13 protein-coding genes are annotated in these 17,772 nt (G+C 65.6%); all 13 read left to right on the top strand.

Features of this window, described 5'->3' with window-relative positions; translation table 11 throughout:
- The first annotated feature begins 70 nt into the window (after nucleotides 1-70).
- The 13 genes from rplK to tuf all read left to right on the top strand — a co-directional run bounded on the left by rplK (nucleotide 71) and on the right by tuf (nucleotide 17,716).
- Entirely contained in the window at nucleotides 71-505 is a 435-nt protein-coding gene (gene rplK, locus ACWDZ7_RS01665) for a 50S ribosomal protein L11 (protein ID WP_030782612.1), read from the top strand.
- An 88-nt stretch (nucleotides 506-593) separates the two neighbouring features.
- Nucleotides 594-1,316 carry a 50S ribosomal protein L1 gene (gene rplA, locus ACWDZ7_RS01660; RefSeq protein WP_451793936.1) on the top strand — a complete coding sequence of 241 codons (723 nt, stop codon included), beginning with the start codon at nucleotides 594-596 and terminating at the stop codon, nucleotides 1,314-1,316.
- A gap of 177 nt (nucleotides 1,317-1,493) precedes the next feature.
- A complete protein-coding gene (locus ACWDZ7_RS01655) occupies nucleotides 1,494-2,399 on the top strand; it encodes a hypothetical protein (RefSeq protein WP_451793934.1) in 906 nt (301 codons plus the stop codon).
- An 81-nt stretch (nucleotides 2,400-2,480) separates the two neighbouring features.
- Nucleotides 2,481-3,473, top strand: coding sequence for a hypothetical protein (locus tag ACWDZ7_RS01650; RefSeq protein WP_451793933.1), 993 nt, complete (start codon nucleotides 2,481-2,483; stop codon nucleotides 3,471-3,473).
- A gap of 263 nt (nucleotides 3,474-3,736) precedes the next feature.
- A complete protein-coding gene (rplJ, locus tag ACWDZ7_RS01645; protein ID WP_451515058.1) occupies nucleotides 3,737-4,267 on the top strand; it encodes a 50S ribosomal protein L10 in 531 nt (176 codons plus the stop codon).
- Between the two features lie 113 nt (nucleotides 4,268-4,380).
- On the top strand, nucleotides 4,381-4,761 hold the full coding sequence (gene rplL, locus ACWDZ7_RS01640; protein WP_451515057.1) for a 50S ribosomal protein L7/L12: 381 nt from the start codon (nucleotides 4,381-4,383) through the stop codon (nucleotides 4,759-4,761).
- A 574-nt stretch (nucleotides 4,762-5,335) separates the two neighbouring features.
- Nucleotides 5,336-8,821 carry a DNA-directed RNA polymerase subunit beta gene (rpoB, locus tag ACWDZ7_RS01635; protein WP_389714797.1) on the top strand — a complete coding sequence of 1,162 codons (3,486 nt, stop codon included), beginning with the start codon at nucleotides 5,336-5,338 and terminating at the stop codon, nucleotides 8,819-8,821.
- 98 nt (nucleotides 8,822-8,919) lie between these two features.
- Nucleotides 8,920-12,819, top strand: coding sequence for a DNA-directed RNA polymerase subunit beta' (locus ACWDZ7_RS01630; protein WP_451515055.1), 3,900 nt, complete (start codon nucleotides 8,920-8,922; stop codon nucleotides 12,817-12,819).
- Between the two features lie 107 nt (nucleotides 12,820-12,926).
- Nucleotides 12,927-13,076, top strand: coding sequence for a hypothetical protein (locus tag ACWDZ7_RS01625; RefSeq protein ID WP_451793931.1), 150 nt, complete (start codon nucleotides 12,927-12,929; stop codon nucleotides 13,074-13,076).
- Between the two features lie 291 nt (nucleotides 13,077-13,367).
- A complete protein-coding gene (gene rpsL / locus ACWDZ7_RS01620) occupies nucleotides 13,368-13,739 on the top strand; it encodes a 30S ribosomal protein S12 (RefSeq protein ID WP_003948652.1) in 372 nt (123 codons plus the stop codon).
- Nucleotides 13,740-13,741: 2 nt separating this feature from the next.
- A complete protein-coding gene (gene rpsG, locus ACWDZ7_RS01615; RefSeq protein WP_055553483.1) occupies nucleotides 13,742-14,212 on the top strand; it encodes a 30S ribosomal protein S7 in 471 nt (156 codons plus the stop codon).
- 39 nt (nucleotides 14,213-14,251) lie between these two features.
- Nucleotides 14,252-16,378 (top strand): elongation factor G, encoded by a 2,127-nt coding sequence (gene fusA, locus ACWDZ7_RS01610; RefSeq protein WP_451793930.1) that lies wholly within the window; start codon nucleotides 14,252-14,254, stop codon nucleotides 16,376-16,378.
- Between the two features lie 144 nt (nucleotides 16,379-16,522).
- Nucleotides 16,523-17,716 (top strand): elongation factor Tu, encoded by a 1,194-nt coding sequence (gene tuf, locus ACWDZ7_RS01605; protein WP_451515053.1) that lies wholly within the window; start codon nucleotides 16,523-16,525, stop codon nucleotides 17,714-17,716.
- The last annotated feature ends 56 nt before the right edge of the window (nucleotides 17,717-17,772 follow it).

Here is a 17,772-nt window from a genome sequence, read left to right as displayed (position 1 = left end):
TGTGCGGTATGCCTCCATCCGGATGACCGGATGGCTGGCTGAAAACTCTCACTAGGACCCGGAGAGAGCAATGCCTCCCAAGAAGAAGAAGGTCACGGGGCTGATCAAGCTCCAGATCCAGGCTGGTGCCGCCAACCCGGCCCCGCCGGTCGGCCCCGCGCTGGGCCAGCACGGCGTCAACATCATGGAGTTCTGCAAGGCCTACAACGCCGCGACCGAGTCGCAGCGTGGCTGGGTGATCCCGGTGGAGATCACGGTCTACGAAGACCGTTCCTTCACCTTCATCACCAAGACGCCGCCGGCCGCCAAGATGATCCTCAAGGCCGCTGGTGTCGAGAAGGGCTCCGGCGAGCCCCACAAGACCAAGGTCGCGAAGGTCACCGAGGCGCAGATCCGCGAGATCGCGCAGACCAAGATGGAAGACCTCAACGCCAACGACCTGGACGCCGCGTCGAAGATCATCGCCGGCACCGCCCGCTCCATGGGCATCACGGTCGAGGGCTGAGACTCCTCCCCCGTCTGACCTTTCTCAGTGGTAGGGCCAAGCGCTGGCCCGCACCACGACTCCATACCTGAACACACCAGGAGCAGAAGTGAAGCGCAGCAAGACTCTCCGCGCTGCGGACGCCAAGATCGACCGGGAGAAGCTGTACGCCCCGCTCGAGGCCGTCCGTCTCGCCAAGGAGACCTCCGCGACCAAGTTCGACGGCACCGTCGAGGTCGCCATGCGTCTGGGCGTCGACCCGCGCAAGGCCGACCAGATGGTCCGTGGCACCGTGAACCTCCCGCACGGCACCGGCAAGACCGCCCGGGTCCTGGTCTTCGCGACCGGTGACCGTGCTGCGGCCGCGGAAGCCGCTGGGGCCGACATCGTCGGCGCCGACGAGCTGATCGACGAGGTCGCGAAGGGCCGCCTGGACTTCGACGCCGTCGTCGCCACCCCGGACCTCATGGGCAAGGTCGGCCGCCTCGGCCGCGTGCTCGGTCCGCGTGGTCTGATGCCGAACCCGAAGACCGGCACCGTGACCCCCGATGTCGTGAAGGCTGTCAACGACATCAAGGGCGGCAAGATCGAGTTCCGCGTCGACAAGCACTCGAACCTGCACTTCATCATCGGCAAGGTGTCCTTCGACGACACCAAGCTGGTGGAGAACTACGCCGCGGCCCTGGAGGAGATCCTCCGTCTGAAGCCGTCGGCCGCCAAGGGTCGCTACATCAGGAAGGCCGCCATCACCACCACGATGGGCCCCGGCGTTCCGCTCGACTCGAACCGCACCCGCAACCTCCTCGTCGAGGAGGACCCGGCCGCCGTCTGAAACTGACGGCAGCCGCGTCGCGCACGCGTTCTGTGGACGGGCCCCGCAACCTTTCGAGGTGCGGGGCCCGTCCTCTTTGTGTACGGGCCTGTACGTGCCTGTACGTGCCTTTCGAATACGCGTGTCAGAGGCCCGCGCTAGCGTGTGGGCCTCGATGAAGCCAAGGGGTGGGACGAGATGAAGAGCACGACCATGCGGCGCACGGGTCTCTCGATCGCGGTGGCGGCCGCGCTGACGGGCCTGGCGGCCTGCGGTTCGGGTGACTCCGGCGACTCTTCCGGCAAGGCCGCGGGCGGGGCGAAGGACAAGGGCGGCATCAACGTCAGCCCGATCGCCGCGCTGCGCAGCGTCGAGACCAGCACGGACAGGGCGGACACCGCGCGCGTCGAGATGAGGACCGTCATGGGCTCGCGGATATCGACCGACATGAAGGGCGTCATGGGCTGGTCGGACGGCCTCACCGGCAATGTCCGGGCGACGATCACCGGTGGCTCCCAGGCCGAGCAGCTGCGGCAGCTCGGGCAGACGGAGATCGAGTACCGCTATCTGAAGAACGGCTTCTACGCGAACATGGGCGACAAGTTCGCGGCCCAGGCGGGTAGCGGGAAGCACTGGATCGAGTACGACTACGAGACGCTCGAGGAGCTGTCCGGGGCCGCTGGGACGGCCCTGAAGGACCAGGCGCAGAAGACCACCCCGAACCAGTCGGTGAAGATGCTGCTGGCCTCGGGTGATGTGAAGCGCGTGGGCAAGGAGGACGTCCGGGGGACCGAGACGACCCACTACCGCGGGACCGTCGACATCGCCGACTTCACCGGCAAGAACGCCGACCTGGACGAGCGGCAGATGAAGGAACTGAAGGAGCAGTTCCAGCAGGCCGGACTGAGCACGGAGACCATCGACCTCTGGGTCAACGGCGACGACCTGCTGGTCAAGAAGGTCGAGAAGGCGACCATGAAGGACGGGGCCTTCTCCCAGACCGCCCACTACAGCGACTACGGCACGCCCCTGTCCGTCGAGAAGCCGCCCGCCTCGGACACGGTGAGCGTCAAGGACCTGATGGACAAGCAGCCCGCGGCGTAACCCCCAAGCTGTGTGCCCCGCCTCTCGGGTACTCTCTGCAATCAGAAAATGTATCGATCATATGTTCCTAGGGGTGGGGTCATGGTTGTTGGTGTGATAGGCGGGGGCCGGGGACGTCAGCGGCTGGCGGGCGCCGTGTTCGCCACCGCGCTGCTCTGTACCGGTGCGGTGGCCTGCTCGGGCTCGGACGACAAGTCCGACAAGGGCGCGGGAGGCTCGGGCGGGATCCAGTCCCGCTCGCAGGTGACCGAGGTCATCACGGCCGCGTACAAGAAGACCTCGGCCGCCAAGTCGGCCAAGGTCGAGATGACGATGTCCACGCCGCCCGGCAAGTCGGCCAAGGCGATGGGCGGCGCCGGCGAGATGAAGATGTCCGGCGTCATGGGCTGGAACCCGACCGTCATGGACATGACGATGAAGGGCTCCGCGCTCACGGAGGGTGACCCCGACGCCCCGAAGCAGATCCGGATGCTCTGGCGCGACAACGTGATGTACATGGACATGGGCGCGGCCGCGGCCAAGGACATGGACGGCAAGCGCTGGATGAAGATGGACCTGAACTCCATCGCCGAGCAGGCCGGCGACGAGAAGATGGCGCGGCAGATGACCGGCGGCCTGGACAGCATGAACCAGGACCCCGCACAGCAGCTCGCGATGCTCCTGGACTCGCCGAACCTGAAGCACCTGGGCTCCGCGAAGGTCGACGGCGCGCAGACCCAGCGCTACAAGGGCCGGCTCACCGTCAAGGAGATGATGGAGTCCAACAAGGGCCTCAAGGACGTGCTCGGCAAGAGCGAGCGCGAGCAGCTCCTCAAGAACATCGAGAAGTCGGGCATCAAGGGCTACGACACCGAGGTCTGGGTCAACGAGGACGACTACCCGGTCCGCATGGACATCGACATCAAGACCCCCGACGGCACGGTGAAGACCTCGCAGACCTTCTCCGACTACGGCGCGGCCGCCAAGGTGACGCCTCCGCCGGCCGGGCAGACCTTCGACCTGATGGAGATGTTCAAGGAGATCGGGGAGCTCGGCAAGGGCGGCTCCGGAGCGGGCTCCGACAGCGGCTTCTGACCGGATTTGCTTGACGAGGACCCGTTCGCGTACTCTTCCGGAGAAGCCAAAGACCGCTGGTCGTTGCTGTGTTCTCAACTCAGAGGGTGCAGTGGCCGAAGGATCCGCTGAAACTGCGGACGACCCGCGTAGGTGAATGTGGAAGTGCTCCCGGACGGGATTTCGTCCGGTCGAGTCACGCCCCGTGCGCCTGCGCCGGGGCGTTCTGTTTTTCCCAGCCCCTTCTGAGCGGTCCTCATCACCCGGAAGGAGGCCGACGCTCTATGCCGACGCCCGACAAGGCTGCCGCGGTAGCCGAGCTCACGGACAAGTTCCGCAGCTCGAACGCCGCCGTGCTGACCGAGTACCGGGGTCTCACCGTGGCCCAGCTCAAGCAGCTGCGCCGTTCCCTCGGTGCGAACTCCGAGTACGCCGTGGTGAAGAACACGCTGACCAAGATCGCGGCCAACGAGGCCGGGATCGACACGCTGGACGACCTCTTCACGGGTCCGACGGCGGTTGCCTTCGTCACCGGTGACCCGGTGGAGTCGGCGAAGGGTCTTCGTGACTTCGCCAAGGACAACCCCAACCTCATCATCAAGGGCGGTGTCCTTGACGGTAAGGCGCTGTCCGCCGATGAGTTCAAGAAGCTTGCGGACCTCGAGTCCCGCGAGGTTCTGCTCGCCAAGCTGGCCGGTGCCATGAAGGGCAAGCAGACGCAGACTGCGCAGCTCTTCCAGGCTCTGCCGTCGAAGTTCGTCCGCACCGCGGAGGCGCTTCGTGCCAAGCAGGCCGAGCAGGGCGGTGCCGAGTAATTCGGCTCGCGCACTGATCGCCGCCCGCTAGGGCGACGGTCGCAGCGGGCCCCATCTACGCCCGCCTTCATATACACCCGGCACCAGCCGAAATAGTGGAAGGATCGCCCATCATGGCGAAGCTCAGCCAGGAAGACCTGCTTGCCCAGTTCGAGGAGCTCACCCTCCTTGAGCTCTCCGCGTTCGTGAAGGCGTTCGAGGAGAAGTTCGACGTCACCGCCGCCGCCGCGGTCGCCGCTGCCCCGGCCGGCCCGGGCGCCGTCGCCGAGGTCGCCGAGGAGCAGGACGAGTTCGACGTCATCCTCACCGGCGCCGGCGAGAAGAAGATCCAGGTCATCAAGGTCGTGCGTGAGCTGACCTCGCTGGGTCTCAAGGAGGCCAAGGACCTCGTCGACGGCACCCCGAAGCCGGTCCTCGAGAAGGTCGCCAAGGACGCCGCGGAGAAGGCTGCCGAGTCCCTCAAGGCTGCCGGCGCCTCCGTCGAGGTCAAGTGACCTCACGAGTCGTCTGACTCTCTTGACCGTACGTACGGCGGAAACGCTGTAACGCACGGGACGCCAAAGGCGATCACCCATGTGGGTGGTCGCCTTTCGGCGTTCCCGGCTGTCGCGCGAGGGCTGCCTTGCGATGTCGGTCACGGCGAGTATGGTGATCTTCGTTGTGCCTCGGGACAGCCCGTGACGGTGAGTGTCTCAGGGCGACGTCTGGGCAGGGGGGCCTTGACGAACCGCACGCGGCGCGCAATTCTCAGGACGCGTCGTCACAACGATCCGCATCCGAGGCATGGATCGGCGGCGAAGAGGGCAGTATCGATGTGCGTTGAGGACGTGGCTTGCAGCAGGGGTTGAGAACAACGAGGGTCTCCCAGAACCCGCACTGGACATCAGTGGGCCAATTGGCTACACTGACCCTTTGCGCTGCCTGTTAGCTGCCTCCTGCCCGTCACCAGGGGCATGTCCATGCTTGAGCACTGCGGACTGAATCTTCCCTGACCAGGGAATTCTGTCCCCGTGTCCAGCTGGGACCGGTACGCGCGTAGTGAGTCCGAGCCCTCGGAAGGACCCCCTCTTGGCCGCCTCGCGCACTGCCTCGACCGCGAATACGAACAACGGCGCCAGCACCGCCCCGCTGCGCATTTCCTTTGCAAAGATCAAGGAGCCCCTCGAGGTTCCGAACCTTCTTGCGCTGCAGACCGAGAGCTTTGACTGGCTGCTCGGCAATGACGCGTGGAAGGCTCGTGTCGAGGCGGCTCTGGACAGCGGACAGGACGTCCCCACCAAGTCCGGTCTGGAGGAGATCTTCGAGGAGATCTCCCCGATCGAGGACTTCTCCGGGTCGATGTCCTTGACGTTCCGCGACCACCGTTTCGAGCCTCCCAAGAACTCGATCGACGAGTGCAAGGAGCGCGACTTCACGTTCGCCGCCCCGCTCTTCGTCACCGCCGAGTTCACCAACAACGAGACCGGCGAGATCAAGTCTCAGACGGTCTTCATGGGCGATTTCCCGCTCATGACCAACAAGGGCACCTTCGTCATCAACGGCACCGAGCGTGTCGTCGTGTCGCAGCTGGTCCGTTCGCCGGGTGTCTACTTCGATTCCTCGATCGACAAGACGTCCGACAAGGACATCTTCTCCGCCAAGATCATCCCGTCCCGGGGTGCCTGGCTGGAGATGGAAATCGACAAGCGCGACATGGTCGGTGTGCGCATCGACCGCAAGCGCAAGCAGTCGGTCACCGTTCTGCTCAAGGCTCTCGGTTGGACGACCGAGCAGATCCTCGAGGAGTTCGGCGAGTACGAGTCCATGCGCGCCACCCTGGAGAAGGACCACACCCAGGGCCAGGACGACGCACTGCTCGACATCTACCGCAAGCTCCGTCCGGGCGAGCCGCCGACCCGTGAGGCCGCTCAGACGCTGCTTGAGAACCTCTACTTCAACCCCAAGCGCTACGACCTCGCGAAGGTCGGCCGCTACAAGGTCAACAAGAAGCTGGGTGCGGACGCTCCGCTCGACGCGGGCATCCTCACGGTCGAGGACATCATCGCCTCGATCAAGTACCTGGTGAAGCTGCACGCCGGTGAGACCGAGACCGTTGGCGACAGCGGTACGTCGATCGTCGTCGAGACCGACGACATCGACCACTTCGGCAACCGCCGTCTGCGCAACGTGGGCGAGCTCATCCAGAACCAGGTCCGCACGGGTCTGGCTCGTATGGAGCGCGTCGTCCGCGAGCGCATGACGACTCAGGACGTCGAGGCGATCACGCCGCAGACCCTGATCAACATCCGGCCGGTCGTCGCCTCCATCAAGGAGTTCTTCGGCACCAGCCAGCTGTCGCAGTTCATGGACCAGAACAACCCGCTGTCGGGTCTCACCCACAAGCGCCGTCTGTCGGCTCTTGGCCCGGGTGGTCTCTCCCGTGAGCGGGCCGGCTTCGAGGTCCGTGACGTGCACCCGTCCCACTACGGCCGCATGTGCCCCATTGAGACGCCTGAAGGCCCGAACATCGGTCTGATCGGTTCGCTCGCCTCGTACGGCCGCGTCAACGCGTTCGGCTTCGTCGAGACGCCGTACCGCAAGGTCGTCGAGGGCCAGGTCACCGACGACGTCGACTACCTGACGGCCGACGAGGAGGACCGCTTCGTCATCGCGCAGGCCAACGCGCCGCTGACGGACGACCTCCACTTCGCCGAGGCCCGCGTCCTGATCCGCCGCCGTGGCGGAGAGATCGACTACGTGCCCGGCACGGACGTCGACTACATGGACGTCTCGCCGCGCCAGATGGTGTCGGTCGCGACCGCCATGATCCCGTTCCTGGAGCACGACGACGCCAACCGTGCCCTCATGGGCGCGAACATGATGCGTCAGGCCGTGCCGCTGATCACCGCCGAGGCTCCCCTCGTCGGCACCGGCATGGAGTACCGCTGCGCGGTCGACGCCGGTGACGTGATCAAGGCCGAGAAGGCGGGTGTGGTCCAGGAGGTCTCCGCGGACTACGTCACCGTCACCAACGACGACGGCACGTACACCACTTACCGCATCGCCAAGTTCTCCCGGTCGAACCAGGGCACCTCCGTCAACCAGAAGGTTGTCGTCGACGAGGGCGCCCGCGTGATCGAGGGCCAGGTCCTGGCCGACGGTCCCGCGACCGAAGAGGGCGAGATGGCCCTCGGCAAGAACCTGCTCGTGGCGTTCATGCCGTGGGAAGGTCACAACTACGAGGACGCGATCATCCTGTCGCAGCGCCTCGTGCAGGACGACGTCCTCTCCTCGATCCACATCGAGGAGCACGAGGTCGACGCCCGTGACACCAAGCTCGGCCCGGAGGAGATCACCCGGGACATCCCGAACGTCTCCGAGGAGGTCCTCGCCGACCTCGACGAGCGCGGCATCATCCGTATCGGTGCCGAGGTCGTCGCCGGCGACATCCTCGTCGGCAAGGTCACGCCCAAGGGCGAGACCGAGCTGACGCCGGAGGAGCGCCTGCTCCGCGCGATCTTCGGTGAGAAGGCGCGCGAGGTGCGCGACACCTCGCTGAAGGTGCCGCACGGCGAGATCGGCAAGGTCATCGGCGTCCGCGTCTTCGACCGTGAAGAGGGCGACGAGCTGCCGCCGGGCGTGAACCAGCTGGTTCGTGTCTACGTGGCGCAGAAGCGCAAGATCACGGACGGTGACAAGCTCGCCGGTCGTCACGGCAACAAGGGCGTCATCTCCAAGATCCTTCCGATCGAGGACATGCCCTTCCTTGAGGACGGCACGCCGGTCGACATCATCCTCAACCCGCTGGGTGTCCCGTCCCGAATGAACCCGGGTCAGGTTCTGGAGATCCACCTCGGCTGGCTCGCCAGCCGCGGCTGGGACGTCTCCGGCCTCGCGGACGAGTGGGCGCAGCGCCTGCAGGCCATCGGCGCCGACCAGGTCGACCCCGGTACGAACGTCGCCACCCCCGTCTTCGACGGTGCGCGTGAGGACGAGCTGGCCGGTCTGCTCGAGCACACGATTCCGAACCGCGACGGCGAGCGCATGGTGCTCCCGACCGGTAAGGCGCCGCTGTTCGACGGCCGCTCGGGTGAGCCCTTCCCGGAGCCGATCTCGGTCGGCTACATGTACATCCTCAAGCTGCACCACCTGGTCGACGACAAGCTGCACGCGCGTTCGACCGGTCCGTACTCCATGATCACCCAGCAGCCGCTGGGTGGTAAGGCCCAGTTCGGTGGCCAGCGCTTCGGTGAGATGGAGGTGTGGGCGCTGGAGGCATACGGCGCCGCGTACGCCCTCCAGGAGCTGCTGACGATCAAGTCCGACGACGTGACCGGCCGCGTGAAGGTCTACGAGGCCATCGTCAAGGGCGAGAACATCCCCGAGCCCGGCATCCCTGAGTCCTTCAAGGTGCTCATCAAGGAAATGCAGTCGCTCTGCCTCAACGTGGAGGTGCTGTCCTCGGACGGCATGTCCATCGAGATGCGCGACACCGACGAGGACGTCTTCCGCGCGGCGGAGGAGCTCGGCATCGACCTGTCCCGGCGCGAGCCGAGCAGCGTCGAAGAGGTCTGACGGGTCTGGCCGGGATCTCCTCGTGAGATCCCGGCCCTGCCCCGGACCCGTACAGACCATGATTGAGACTCGACCCCGAAAGAGGGATTGACGACAAAGTGCTCGACGTCAACTTCTTCGACGAGCTGCGGATCGGCCTTGCCACCGCGGACGACATCCGACAGTGGTCCCACGGCGAGGTCAAGAAGCCGGAGACCATCAACTACCGCACGCTCAAGCCCGAGAAGGACGGACTCTTCTGCGAGAAGATCTTCGGCCCGACCCGGGACTGGGAGTGCTACTGCGGTAAGTACAAGCGTGTCCGCTTCAAGGGCATCATCTGTGAGCGCTGTGGCGTAGAGGTCACGCGCGCCAAGGTGCGCCGTGAGCGGATGGGCCACATTGAGCTGGCCGCGCCTGTCACCCACATCTGGTACTTCAAGGGCGTCCCCTCGCGCCTTGGCTACCTGCTCGACCTCGCCCCGAAGGACCTCGAAAAGGTCATCTACTTCGCGGCGTACATGATCACGTTCGTGGACGAGGAGCGTCGTACCCGCGACCTGCCCTCCCTGGAGGCGCATGTCTCCGTGGAGCGTCAGCAGGTCGAGAACCGTCGCGACTCCGACCTCGAAGCCCGCGCCAAGAAGCTCGAGACCGACCTGGCCGAGCTCGAGGCCGAGGGCGCCAAGGCCGACGTACGCCGCAAGGTGCGCGAAGGTGCCGAGCGTGAGATGAAGCAGTTGCGTGACCGTGCGCAGCGCGAGATCGACCGTCTCGACGAGGTGTGGAACCGCTTCAAGAACCTCAAGGTCCAGGACCTCGAGGGCGACGAGCTGCTCTACCGCGAGCTGCGTGACCGCTTCGGCACGTACTTCGACGGCTCCATGGGCGCCGCTGCCCTGCAGAAGCGCCTGGAGTCCTTCGACCTGGACGAAGAGGCCGAGCGGCTTCGCGAGATCATCCGTACCGGCAAGGGCCAGAAGAAGACCCGTGCGCTCAAGCGCCTCAAGGTCGTCTCCGCGTTCCTGCAGACGAGCAACAGCCCCAAGGGCATGGTGCTCGACTGCGTGCCGGTCATCCCGCCGGACCTGCGTCCGATGGTGCAGCTGGACGGTGGCCGCTTCGCGACCTCCGACCTGAACGACCTGTACCGCCGCGTGATCAACCGCAACAACCGCCTGAAGCGGCTTCTCGACCTCGGCGCGCCCGAGATCATCGTGAACAACGAGAAGCGCATGCTCCAGGAGGCCGTCGACGCGCTCTTCGACAACGGCCGTCGTGGTCGCCCGGTCACGGGCCCCGGCAACCGTCCGCTGAAGTCGCTGTCCGACATGCTCAAGGGCAAGCAGGGTCGTTTCCGTCAGAACCTGCTCGGCAAGCGTGTGGACTACTCCGCGCGTTCCGTGATCGTCGTCGGTCCGCAGCTGAAGCTGCACCAGTGCGGTCTGCCGAAGGCCATGGCGCTGGAGCTCTTCAAGCCGTTCGTGATGAAGCGCCTGGTCGACCTGAACCACGCGCAGAACATCAAGAGCGCCAAGCGGATGGTCGAGCGCGGCCGCACGGTCGTGTACGACGTCCTCGAAGAGGTCATCGCCGAGCACCCGGTTCTGCTGAACCGTGCGCCCACGCTGCACCGCCTCGGCATCCAGGCCTTCGAGCCGCAGCTGGTCGAGGGCAAGGCCATCCAGATCCACCCGCTCGTCTGCACCGCGTTCAACGCGGACTTCGACGGTGACCAGATGGCCGTGCACCTGCCGCTCTCCGCGGAGGCGCAGGCCGAGGCCCGCATCCTGATGCTGTCCTCGAACAACATCCTGAAGCCGGCCGACGGCCGTCCGGTCACGATGCCGACCCAGGACATGGTCCTCGGTCTGTTCTTCCTGACCACCGACGGTGAGCTGCGTGACACCAAGGGCGAGGGCCGCGCGTTCGGCTCCACGGCCGAGGCGATCATGGCGTTCGACGCCGGTGAGCTGGCGCTCCAGTCGTCCGTCGACATCCGCTTCCCGGTGGGCACCATCCCGCCGCGTGGCTGGACGCCGCCGGTCGCCGAGGAGGGCGAGCAGGAGTACCAGCAGGGTGACAGCTTCCGGCTGCGTACGTCCCTGGGCCGCGCGCTCTTCAACGAGCTGCTGCCCGAGGACTACCCCTTCGTCGACTACTCGGTCGGCAAGAAGCAGCTCTCCGAGATCGTCAACGACCTCGCCGAGCGCTACCCCAAGGTCATCGTGGCGGCGACGCTCGACAACCTGAAGGCGGCGGGCTTCTACTGGGCGACCCGTTCCGGCGTCACCGTGGCCATCTCCGACGTCGTCGTGCCCGAGGCCAAGAAGGCCATCGTCAAGGGCTACGAGGAGCAGGACGAGAAGGTCCAGAAGCAGTACGAGCGCGGTCTGATCACCAAGGACGAGCGCACGCAGGAGCTCATCGCGATCTGGACCAAGGCGACCAACGAGGTTGCCGAGGCGATGAACGCGAACTTCCCCAAGACGAACCCCATCTTCATGATGGTTGACTCGGGTGCCCGAGGAAACATGATGCAGATGCGTCAGATCGCCGGTATGCGTGGTCTGGTGTCGAACGCGAAGAACGAGACCATCCCGCGTCCGATCAAGGCCTCGTTCCGTGAGGGCCTGACCGTTCTCGAGTACTTCATCTCCACGCACGGTGCCCGTAAGGGTCTGGCGGACACGGCTCTCCGTACCGCCGACTCCGGTTACCTCACCCGTCGTCTGGTCGACGTCTCCCAGGACGTCATCATTCGCGAGGAGGACTGTGGCACCGAGCGCGGTCTGAAGCTGAAGATCGCGGTCAAGGGCGAGGACGGTGTGCTCCGCAAGACGGAGAACGTCGAGACCTCGGTCTACGCCCGCATGCTGGCCGAGGACGTCGTCATCGACGGCAAGGTCATCGCGCCGGCCAACGTCGACCTCGGTGACGTCCTCATCGACGCCCTGGTCGCCAACGGCGTCGAGGAGGTCAAGACCCGCTCGGTCCTGACCTGTGAGTCGGCGGTCGGCACCTGTGCCTTCTGCTACGGCCGTTCGCTCGCCACCGGCAAGCTGGTCGACATCGGTGAGGCGGTCGGCATCATCGCCGCCCAGTCCATCGGTGAGCCCGGCACGCAGCTGACGATGCGTACCTTCCACACCGGTGGTGTGGCCGGTGACGACATCACCCAGGGTCTGCCCCGTGTCGTCGAGCTCTTCGAGGCTCGTACGCCCAAGGGTGTCGCCCCGATCTCGGAGGCGGCAGGCCGCATCCGTATCGAGGAGACCGAGAAGACCAAGAAGATCGTCGTCACGCCGGACGACGGCAGCGACGAGACTCCCTTCCCGATCTCGAAGCGTGCCAAGGTCCTCGTGCGTGAGGGTGACCACGTCGAGGTGGGCCAGAAGCTCACCTTCGGTGCCACCAACCCGCACGACGTGCTGCGGATCCTCGGTCAGCGCGCGGTCCAGGTCCACCTGGTCGGCGAAGTCCAGAAGGTCTACAACAGCCAGGGCGTGTCGATCCACGACAAGCACATCGAGATCATCATCCGGCAGATGCTGCGCCGCGTGACGATCATCGAGTCCGGCGACGCGGAGCTGCTGCCGGGCGAGCTCGTCGAGCGCTCGAAGTTCGAGACCGAGAACCGTCGCGTCGTGACGGAGGGTGGCCACCCGGCCTCCGGCCGTCCGCAGCTGATGGGTATCACCAAGGCCTCGCTGGCGACGGAATCCTGGCTGTCGGCCGCCTCCTTCCAGGAGACGACCCGAGTCCTGACGGATGCGGCGATCAACGCCAAGTCCGACAGCCTCATCGGCCTCAAGGAGAACGTCATCATCGGTAAGCTCATCCCGGCCGGTACGGGTCTGTCCCGCTACCGCAACATCCGGGTGGAGCCGACCGAGGAGGCCAAGGCAGCGATGTACTCGGCCGTCGGTTACGACGACATCGACTACTCGCCGTTCGGCACGGGCTCCGGCCAGGCTGTTCCGCTGGAGGACTACGACTACGGGCCGTACAACCAGTAAGGCTTACGTTGAAGGGCGGTCATCCCGAAAGGGGTGGCCGCCCTTCGGCGTGCCGGCTGAGCTGAATTCCGCTGGGCCTCGCGTGGCGCGGGCCTCGCCCATGGCGCATGGCCGTCTCCACGGTCCTCTACGGGCCGTACGCGATCCCCCCGTACGGCGACGAGGGCAAGCCGTGGCTCGCGCTCTCCGTGGCCGCCCTGCCCGTCCCTGGGCTTCGTCCTCGCTCCGGCCCGAAGACCAAGCGGACGTGGAATTGATCAAGGCCCTTTGCGGCGCTTCTGATTCGTCCAGATGTCCGGCGTGTCGGGCCCCACCGCATTTGTTTTGACCGAACCCGATGAGGTAGGTACGCTCAGACCTTGTGCCTGGGGTGTGCCTGGGCTCGTGCGCGTGTCTTCAACCGCATCGCGAGTCCGTCAACGGCCACCGTAATCCGCGCCCCTCCTTGCCTCACGGCGGGAGTCAGCAGGATTCGACACACCCGACCGCGTGGGTCGGTGACGTTTCAGGTTAGCTTTACTATTCGGCACACAGAAACCGGAGAAGTAGTGCCTACGATCCAGCAGCTGGTCCGTAAGGGCCGGCAGGACAAGGTCGAGAAGAACAAGACGCCCGCACTCGAGGGTTCGCCCCAGCGCCGCGGCGTCTGCACGCGTGTGTTCACGACCACCCCGAAGAAGCCGAACTCGGCCCTCCGTAAGGTCGCGCGTGTGCGTCTGACCTCCGGGATCGAGGTCACGGCCTACATTCCGGGTGAGGGACACAACCTGCAGGAGCACTCCATCGTGCTCGTGCGTGGTGGCCGTGTGAAGGACCTGCCTGGTGTTCGTTACAAGATCATCCGCGGTTCCCTCGACACCCAGGGTGTCAAGAACCGCAAGCAGGCCCGCAGCCGCTACGGCGCCAAGAAGGAGAAGTAAGAATGCCTCGTAAGGGCCCCGCCCCGAAGCGCCCGGTCATCATCGACCCGGTCTACGGTTCTCCTCTGGTGACCTCCCTCATCAACAAGGTGCTGCTGAACGGCAAGCGCTCCACCGCCGAGCGCATCGTGTACGGCGCCATGGAGGGCCTGAAGGAGAAGACCGGCAACGACCCGGTCATCACCCTCAAGCGCGCGCTCGAGAACATCAAGCCGACCCTCGAGGTCAAGTCCCGCCGTGTCGGTGGCGCGACCTACCAGGTCCCGATCGAGGTCAAGCCGGGTCGTGCGAACACGCTCGCCCTGCGCTGGCTCGTCGGTTACTCCCGCGCCCGTCGCGAGAAGACCATGACCGAGCGTCTGCTCAACGAGCTCCTCGACGCCTCCAACGGCCTCGGTGCCGCTGTGAAGAAGCGCGAGGACACCCACAAGATGGCCGAGTCCAACAAGGCCTTCGCGCACTACCGCTGGTAGTCGCTACCCCCATCGAGACCGAGAGAAGACTGAGCCGATATGGCTACCACTTCACTTGACCTGGCCAAGGTGCGCAACATCGGCATCATGGCCCACATCGACGCGGGCAAGACGACCACCACCGAGCGGATCCTCTTCTACACCGGCGTCTCGTACAAGATCGGCGAGGTCCACGACGGCGCCGCCACGATGGACTGGATGGAGCAGGAGCAGGAGCGTGGCATCACGATCACCTCTGCTGCCACCACCTGTCACTGGCCGCTGAACGACGTCGACCACACCATCAACATCATCGACACCCCGGGCCACGTCGACTTCACCGTCGAGGTAGAGCGTTCGCTCCGTGTGCTCGACGGTGCCGTGACGGTGTTCGACGGCGTCGCCGGTGTTGAGCCCCAGTCCGAGACCGTGTGGCGTCAGGCGGACCGCTACGGCGTCCCGCGTATCTGCTTCGTCAACAAGCTCGACCGCACCGGTGCCGAGTTCCACCGCTGCGTCGACATGATCGTCGACCGCCTCGGTGCGACCCCGATCGTCATGCAGCTGCCCATCGGCGCAGAGGCTGACTTCAAGGGCGTCGTCGACCTCGTCACGATGAAGGCCTTCGTCTGGTCCGCCGAGACCGCGATGGGCGAGGCCTACGACATCGTCGACATCCCCGACACGCACACCGAGGCTGCCGAGGAGTACCGCGGCAAGCTGCTCGAGGCGGTCGCGGAGAACGACGAGCAGATGATGGAGCTGTACCTGGAGGGCCAGGAGCCCACCGAGGAGCAGCTGTACGCGGCGATCCGTCGCATCACCATCGCGTCGGGCAAGGGCGGCGACACCACCGTCACCCCCGTGTTCTGCGGCACCGCGTTCAAGAACAAGGGCGTTCAGCCCCTGCTCGACGCGGTCGTGCGCTACCTGCCGTCTCCCCTGGACGTCGAGGCCATCGAGGGCCACGACGTCAAGGACCCGGAGCTGGTCGTCAAGCGCAAGCCGTCCGACGACGAGCCGCTGTCGGCCCTCGCGTTCAAGATCGCGAGCGACCCGCACCTCGGCAAGCTCACCTTCGTCCGGATCTACTCCGGTCGCCTGGAGGCCGGCACCGCGGTGCTGAACTCCGTCAAGGGCAAGAAGGAGCGCATCGGCAAGATCTACCGCATGCACGCGAACAAGCGTGAGGAGATCGCGTCGGTGGGCGCCGGTGACATCGTCGCCGTCATGGGCCTGAAGCAGACCACCACCGGTGAGACGCTGAGCGACGACAAGAACCCGGTGATCCTGGAGTCCATGGACTTCCCGGCGCCGGTCATCGAGGTCGCCATCGAGCCGAAGTCCAAGGGCGACCAGGAGAAGCTGGGTGTCGCCATCCAGCGCCTCTCGGAGGAGGACCCCTCCTTCCGCGTTCACTCGGACGAGGAGACCGGCCAGACCATCATCGGTGGTATGGGCGAGCTCCACCTCGAGGTGCTCGTCGACCGCATGAAGCGCGAATTCCGCGTCGAGGCGAACGTCGGCAAGCCGCAGGTGGCGTACCGCGAGACGATCCGCAAGGCCGTCGAGCGCGTCGACTTCACCCACAAGAAGCAGACCGGTGGTACCGGTCAGTTCGCCAAGGTGCAGATCGCGATCGAGCCGATCGTGGACGGCGACGCTTCGTACGAGTTCGTGAACAAGGTCACCGGTGGCCGTATCCCGCGGGAGTACATCCCGTCGGTGGACGCCGGTGCGCAGGAGGCCATGCAGTTCGGCATCCTGGCGGGCTACGAGATGACGGGCGTCCGCGTCACGCTTCTCGACGGCGCCTACCACGAGGTCGACTCCTCCGAGCTCGCCTTCAAGATCGCCGGTTCGCAGGCCTTCAAGGAGGCCGCCCGCAAGGCCAGCCCCGTGCTGCTCGAGCCGATGATGGCCGTCGAGGTCACCACGCCCGAGGACTACATGGGCGATGTCATCGGTGACATCAACTCCCGCCGTGGCCAGATCCAGGCCATGGAGGAGCGCAGCGGCGCTCGCGTCGTGAGGGGCCTCGTGCCTCTCTCGGAGATGTTCGGCTACGTCGGAGACCTCCGCAGCAAGACGTCGGGTCGCGCAAGCTACTCAATGCAGTTCGACTCCTACGCCGAGGTTCCGCGGAACGTCGCCGAGGAGATCATCGCGAAGGCCAAGGGCGAGTAACTCACCCCAGTTCACGCTTTAGGCTTGACACCATCCGCCGGGGTTCGACCCCGTAGGGCAAGAACCCCGGCGGCTGGCTTCCCAGCAAAGATCACCTGGCGCCGATGAAGCAAGGCGTACAGAACCACTCCGCAGGAGGACCCAGTGGCGAAGGCAAAGTTCGAGCGGACTAAGCCGCACGTCAACATCGGCACCATCGGTCACATTGACCACGGTAAGACGACCCTCACGGCCGCCATTACCAAGGTGCTGCACGACGCGTTTCCCGACCTGAACGAGGCCTCGGCCTTCGACCAGATCGACAAGGCTCCCGAGGAGCGCCAGCGCGGTATCACGATCTCGATCGCGCACGTCGAGTACCAGACCGAGGCGCGTCACTACGCCCACGTCGACTGCCCCGGTCACGCGGACTACATCAAGAACATGATCACGGGTGCCGCGCAGATGGACGGCGCGATCCTCGTGGTCGCCGCCACCGACGGCCCGATGCCGCAGACCAAGGAGCACGTGCTCCTGGCCCGCCAGGTCGGCGTTCCGTACATCGTTGTCGCCCTGAACAAGGCCGACATGGTGGACGACGAGGAGATCCTGGAGCTCGTCGAGCTCGAGGTCCGTGAGCTCCTCTCCGAGTACGAGTTCCCGGGCGACGACCTGCCGGTCGTCAAGGTCTCGGCGCTCAAGGCGCTCGAGGGCGACAAGGAGTGGGGCCAGTCGGTCCTGAACCTGATGGCCGCCGTCGACGAGAACATCCCGCAGCCCGAGCGTGATGTCGACAAGCCGTTCCTGATGCCGATCGAGGACGTCTTCACGATCACCGGTCGTGGCACCGTCGTCACCGGTCGTATCGAGCGCGGTATCCTCAAGGTCAACGAGACCGTTGACATCGTGGGTATCAAGCAGGAGAAGACCACCACCACGGTCACCGGCATCGAGATGTTCCGCAAGCTGCTCGACGAGGGCCAGGCCGGTGAGAACGTCGGTCTGCTCCTCCGTGGCATCAAGCGCGAGGACGTCGAGCGCGGCCAGGTCATCATCAAGCCCGGTTCGGTCACGCCGCACACCGAGTTCGAGGCCCAGGCCTACATCCTGTCGAAGGACGAGGGTGGCCGTCACACCCCGTTCTTCAACAACTACCGCCCGCAGTTCTACTTCCGTACGACGGACGTGACCGGCGTCGTGACCCTCCCCGAGGGCACCGAGATGGTCATGCCGGGTGACAACACTGAGATGACCGTTGAGCTCATCCAGCCCGTCGCCATGGAAGAGGGCCTGAAGTTCGCCATCCGCGAGGGTGGCCGGACCGTCGGCGCCGGCCAGGTCACCAAGATCAACAAGTAAGCTTCCCGCTTGCTTGCGGATCGGGGAGACCCGGCGGATCGGGGAGACCCGGTCGC

The sequence above is a fragment of the Streptomyces sp. NPDC003032 genome (assembly GCF_053591415.1).
Note: the sequence above shows the minus strand (reverse complement) of the source record. Positions and strands in the feature narration are given on the sequence as shown.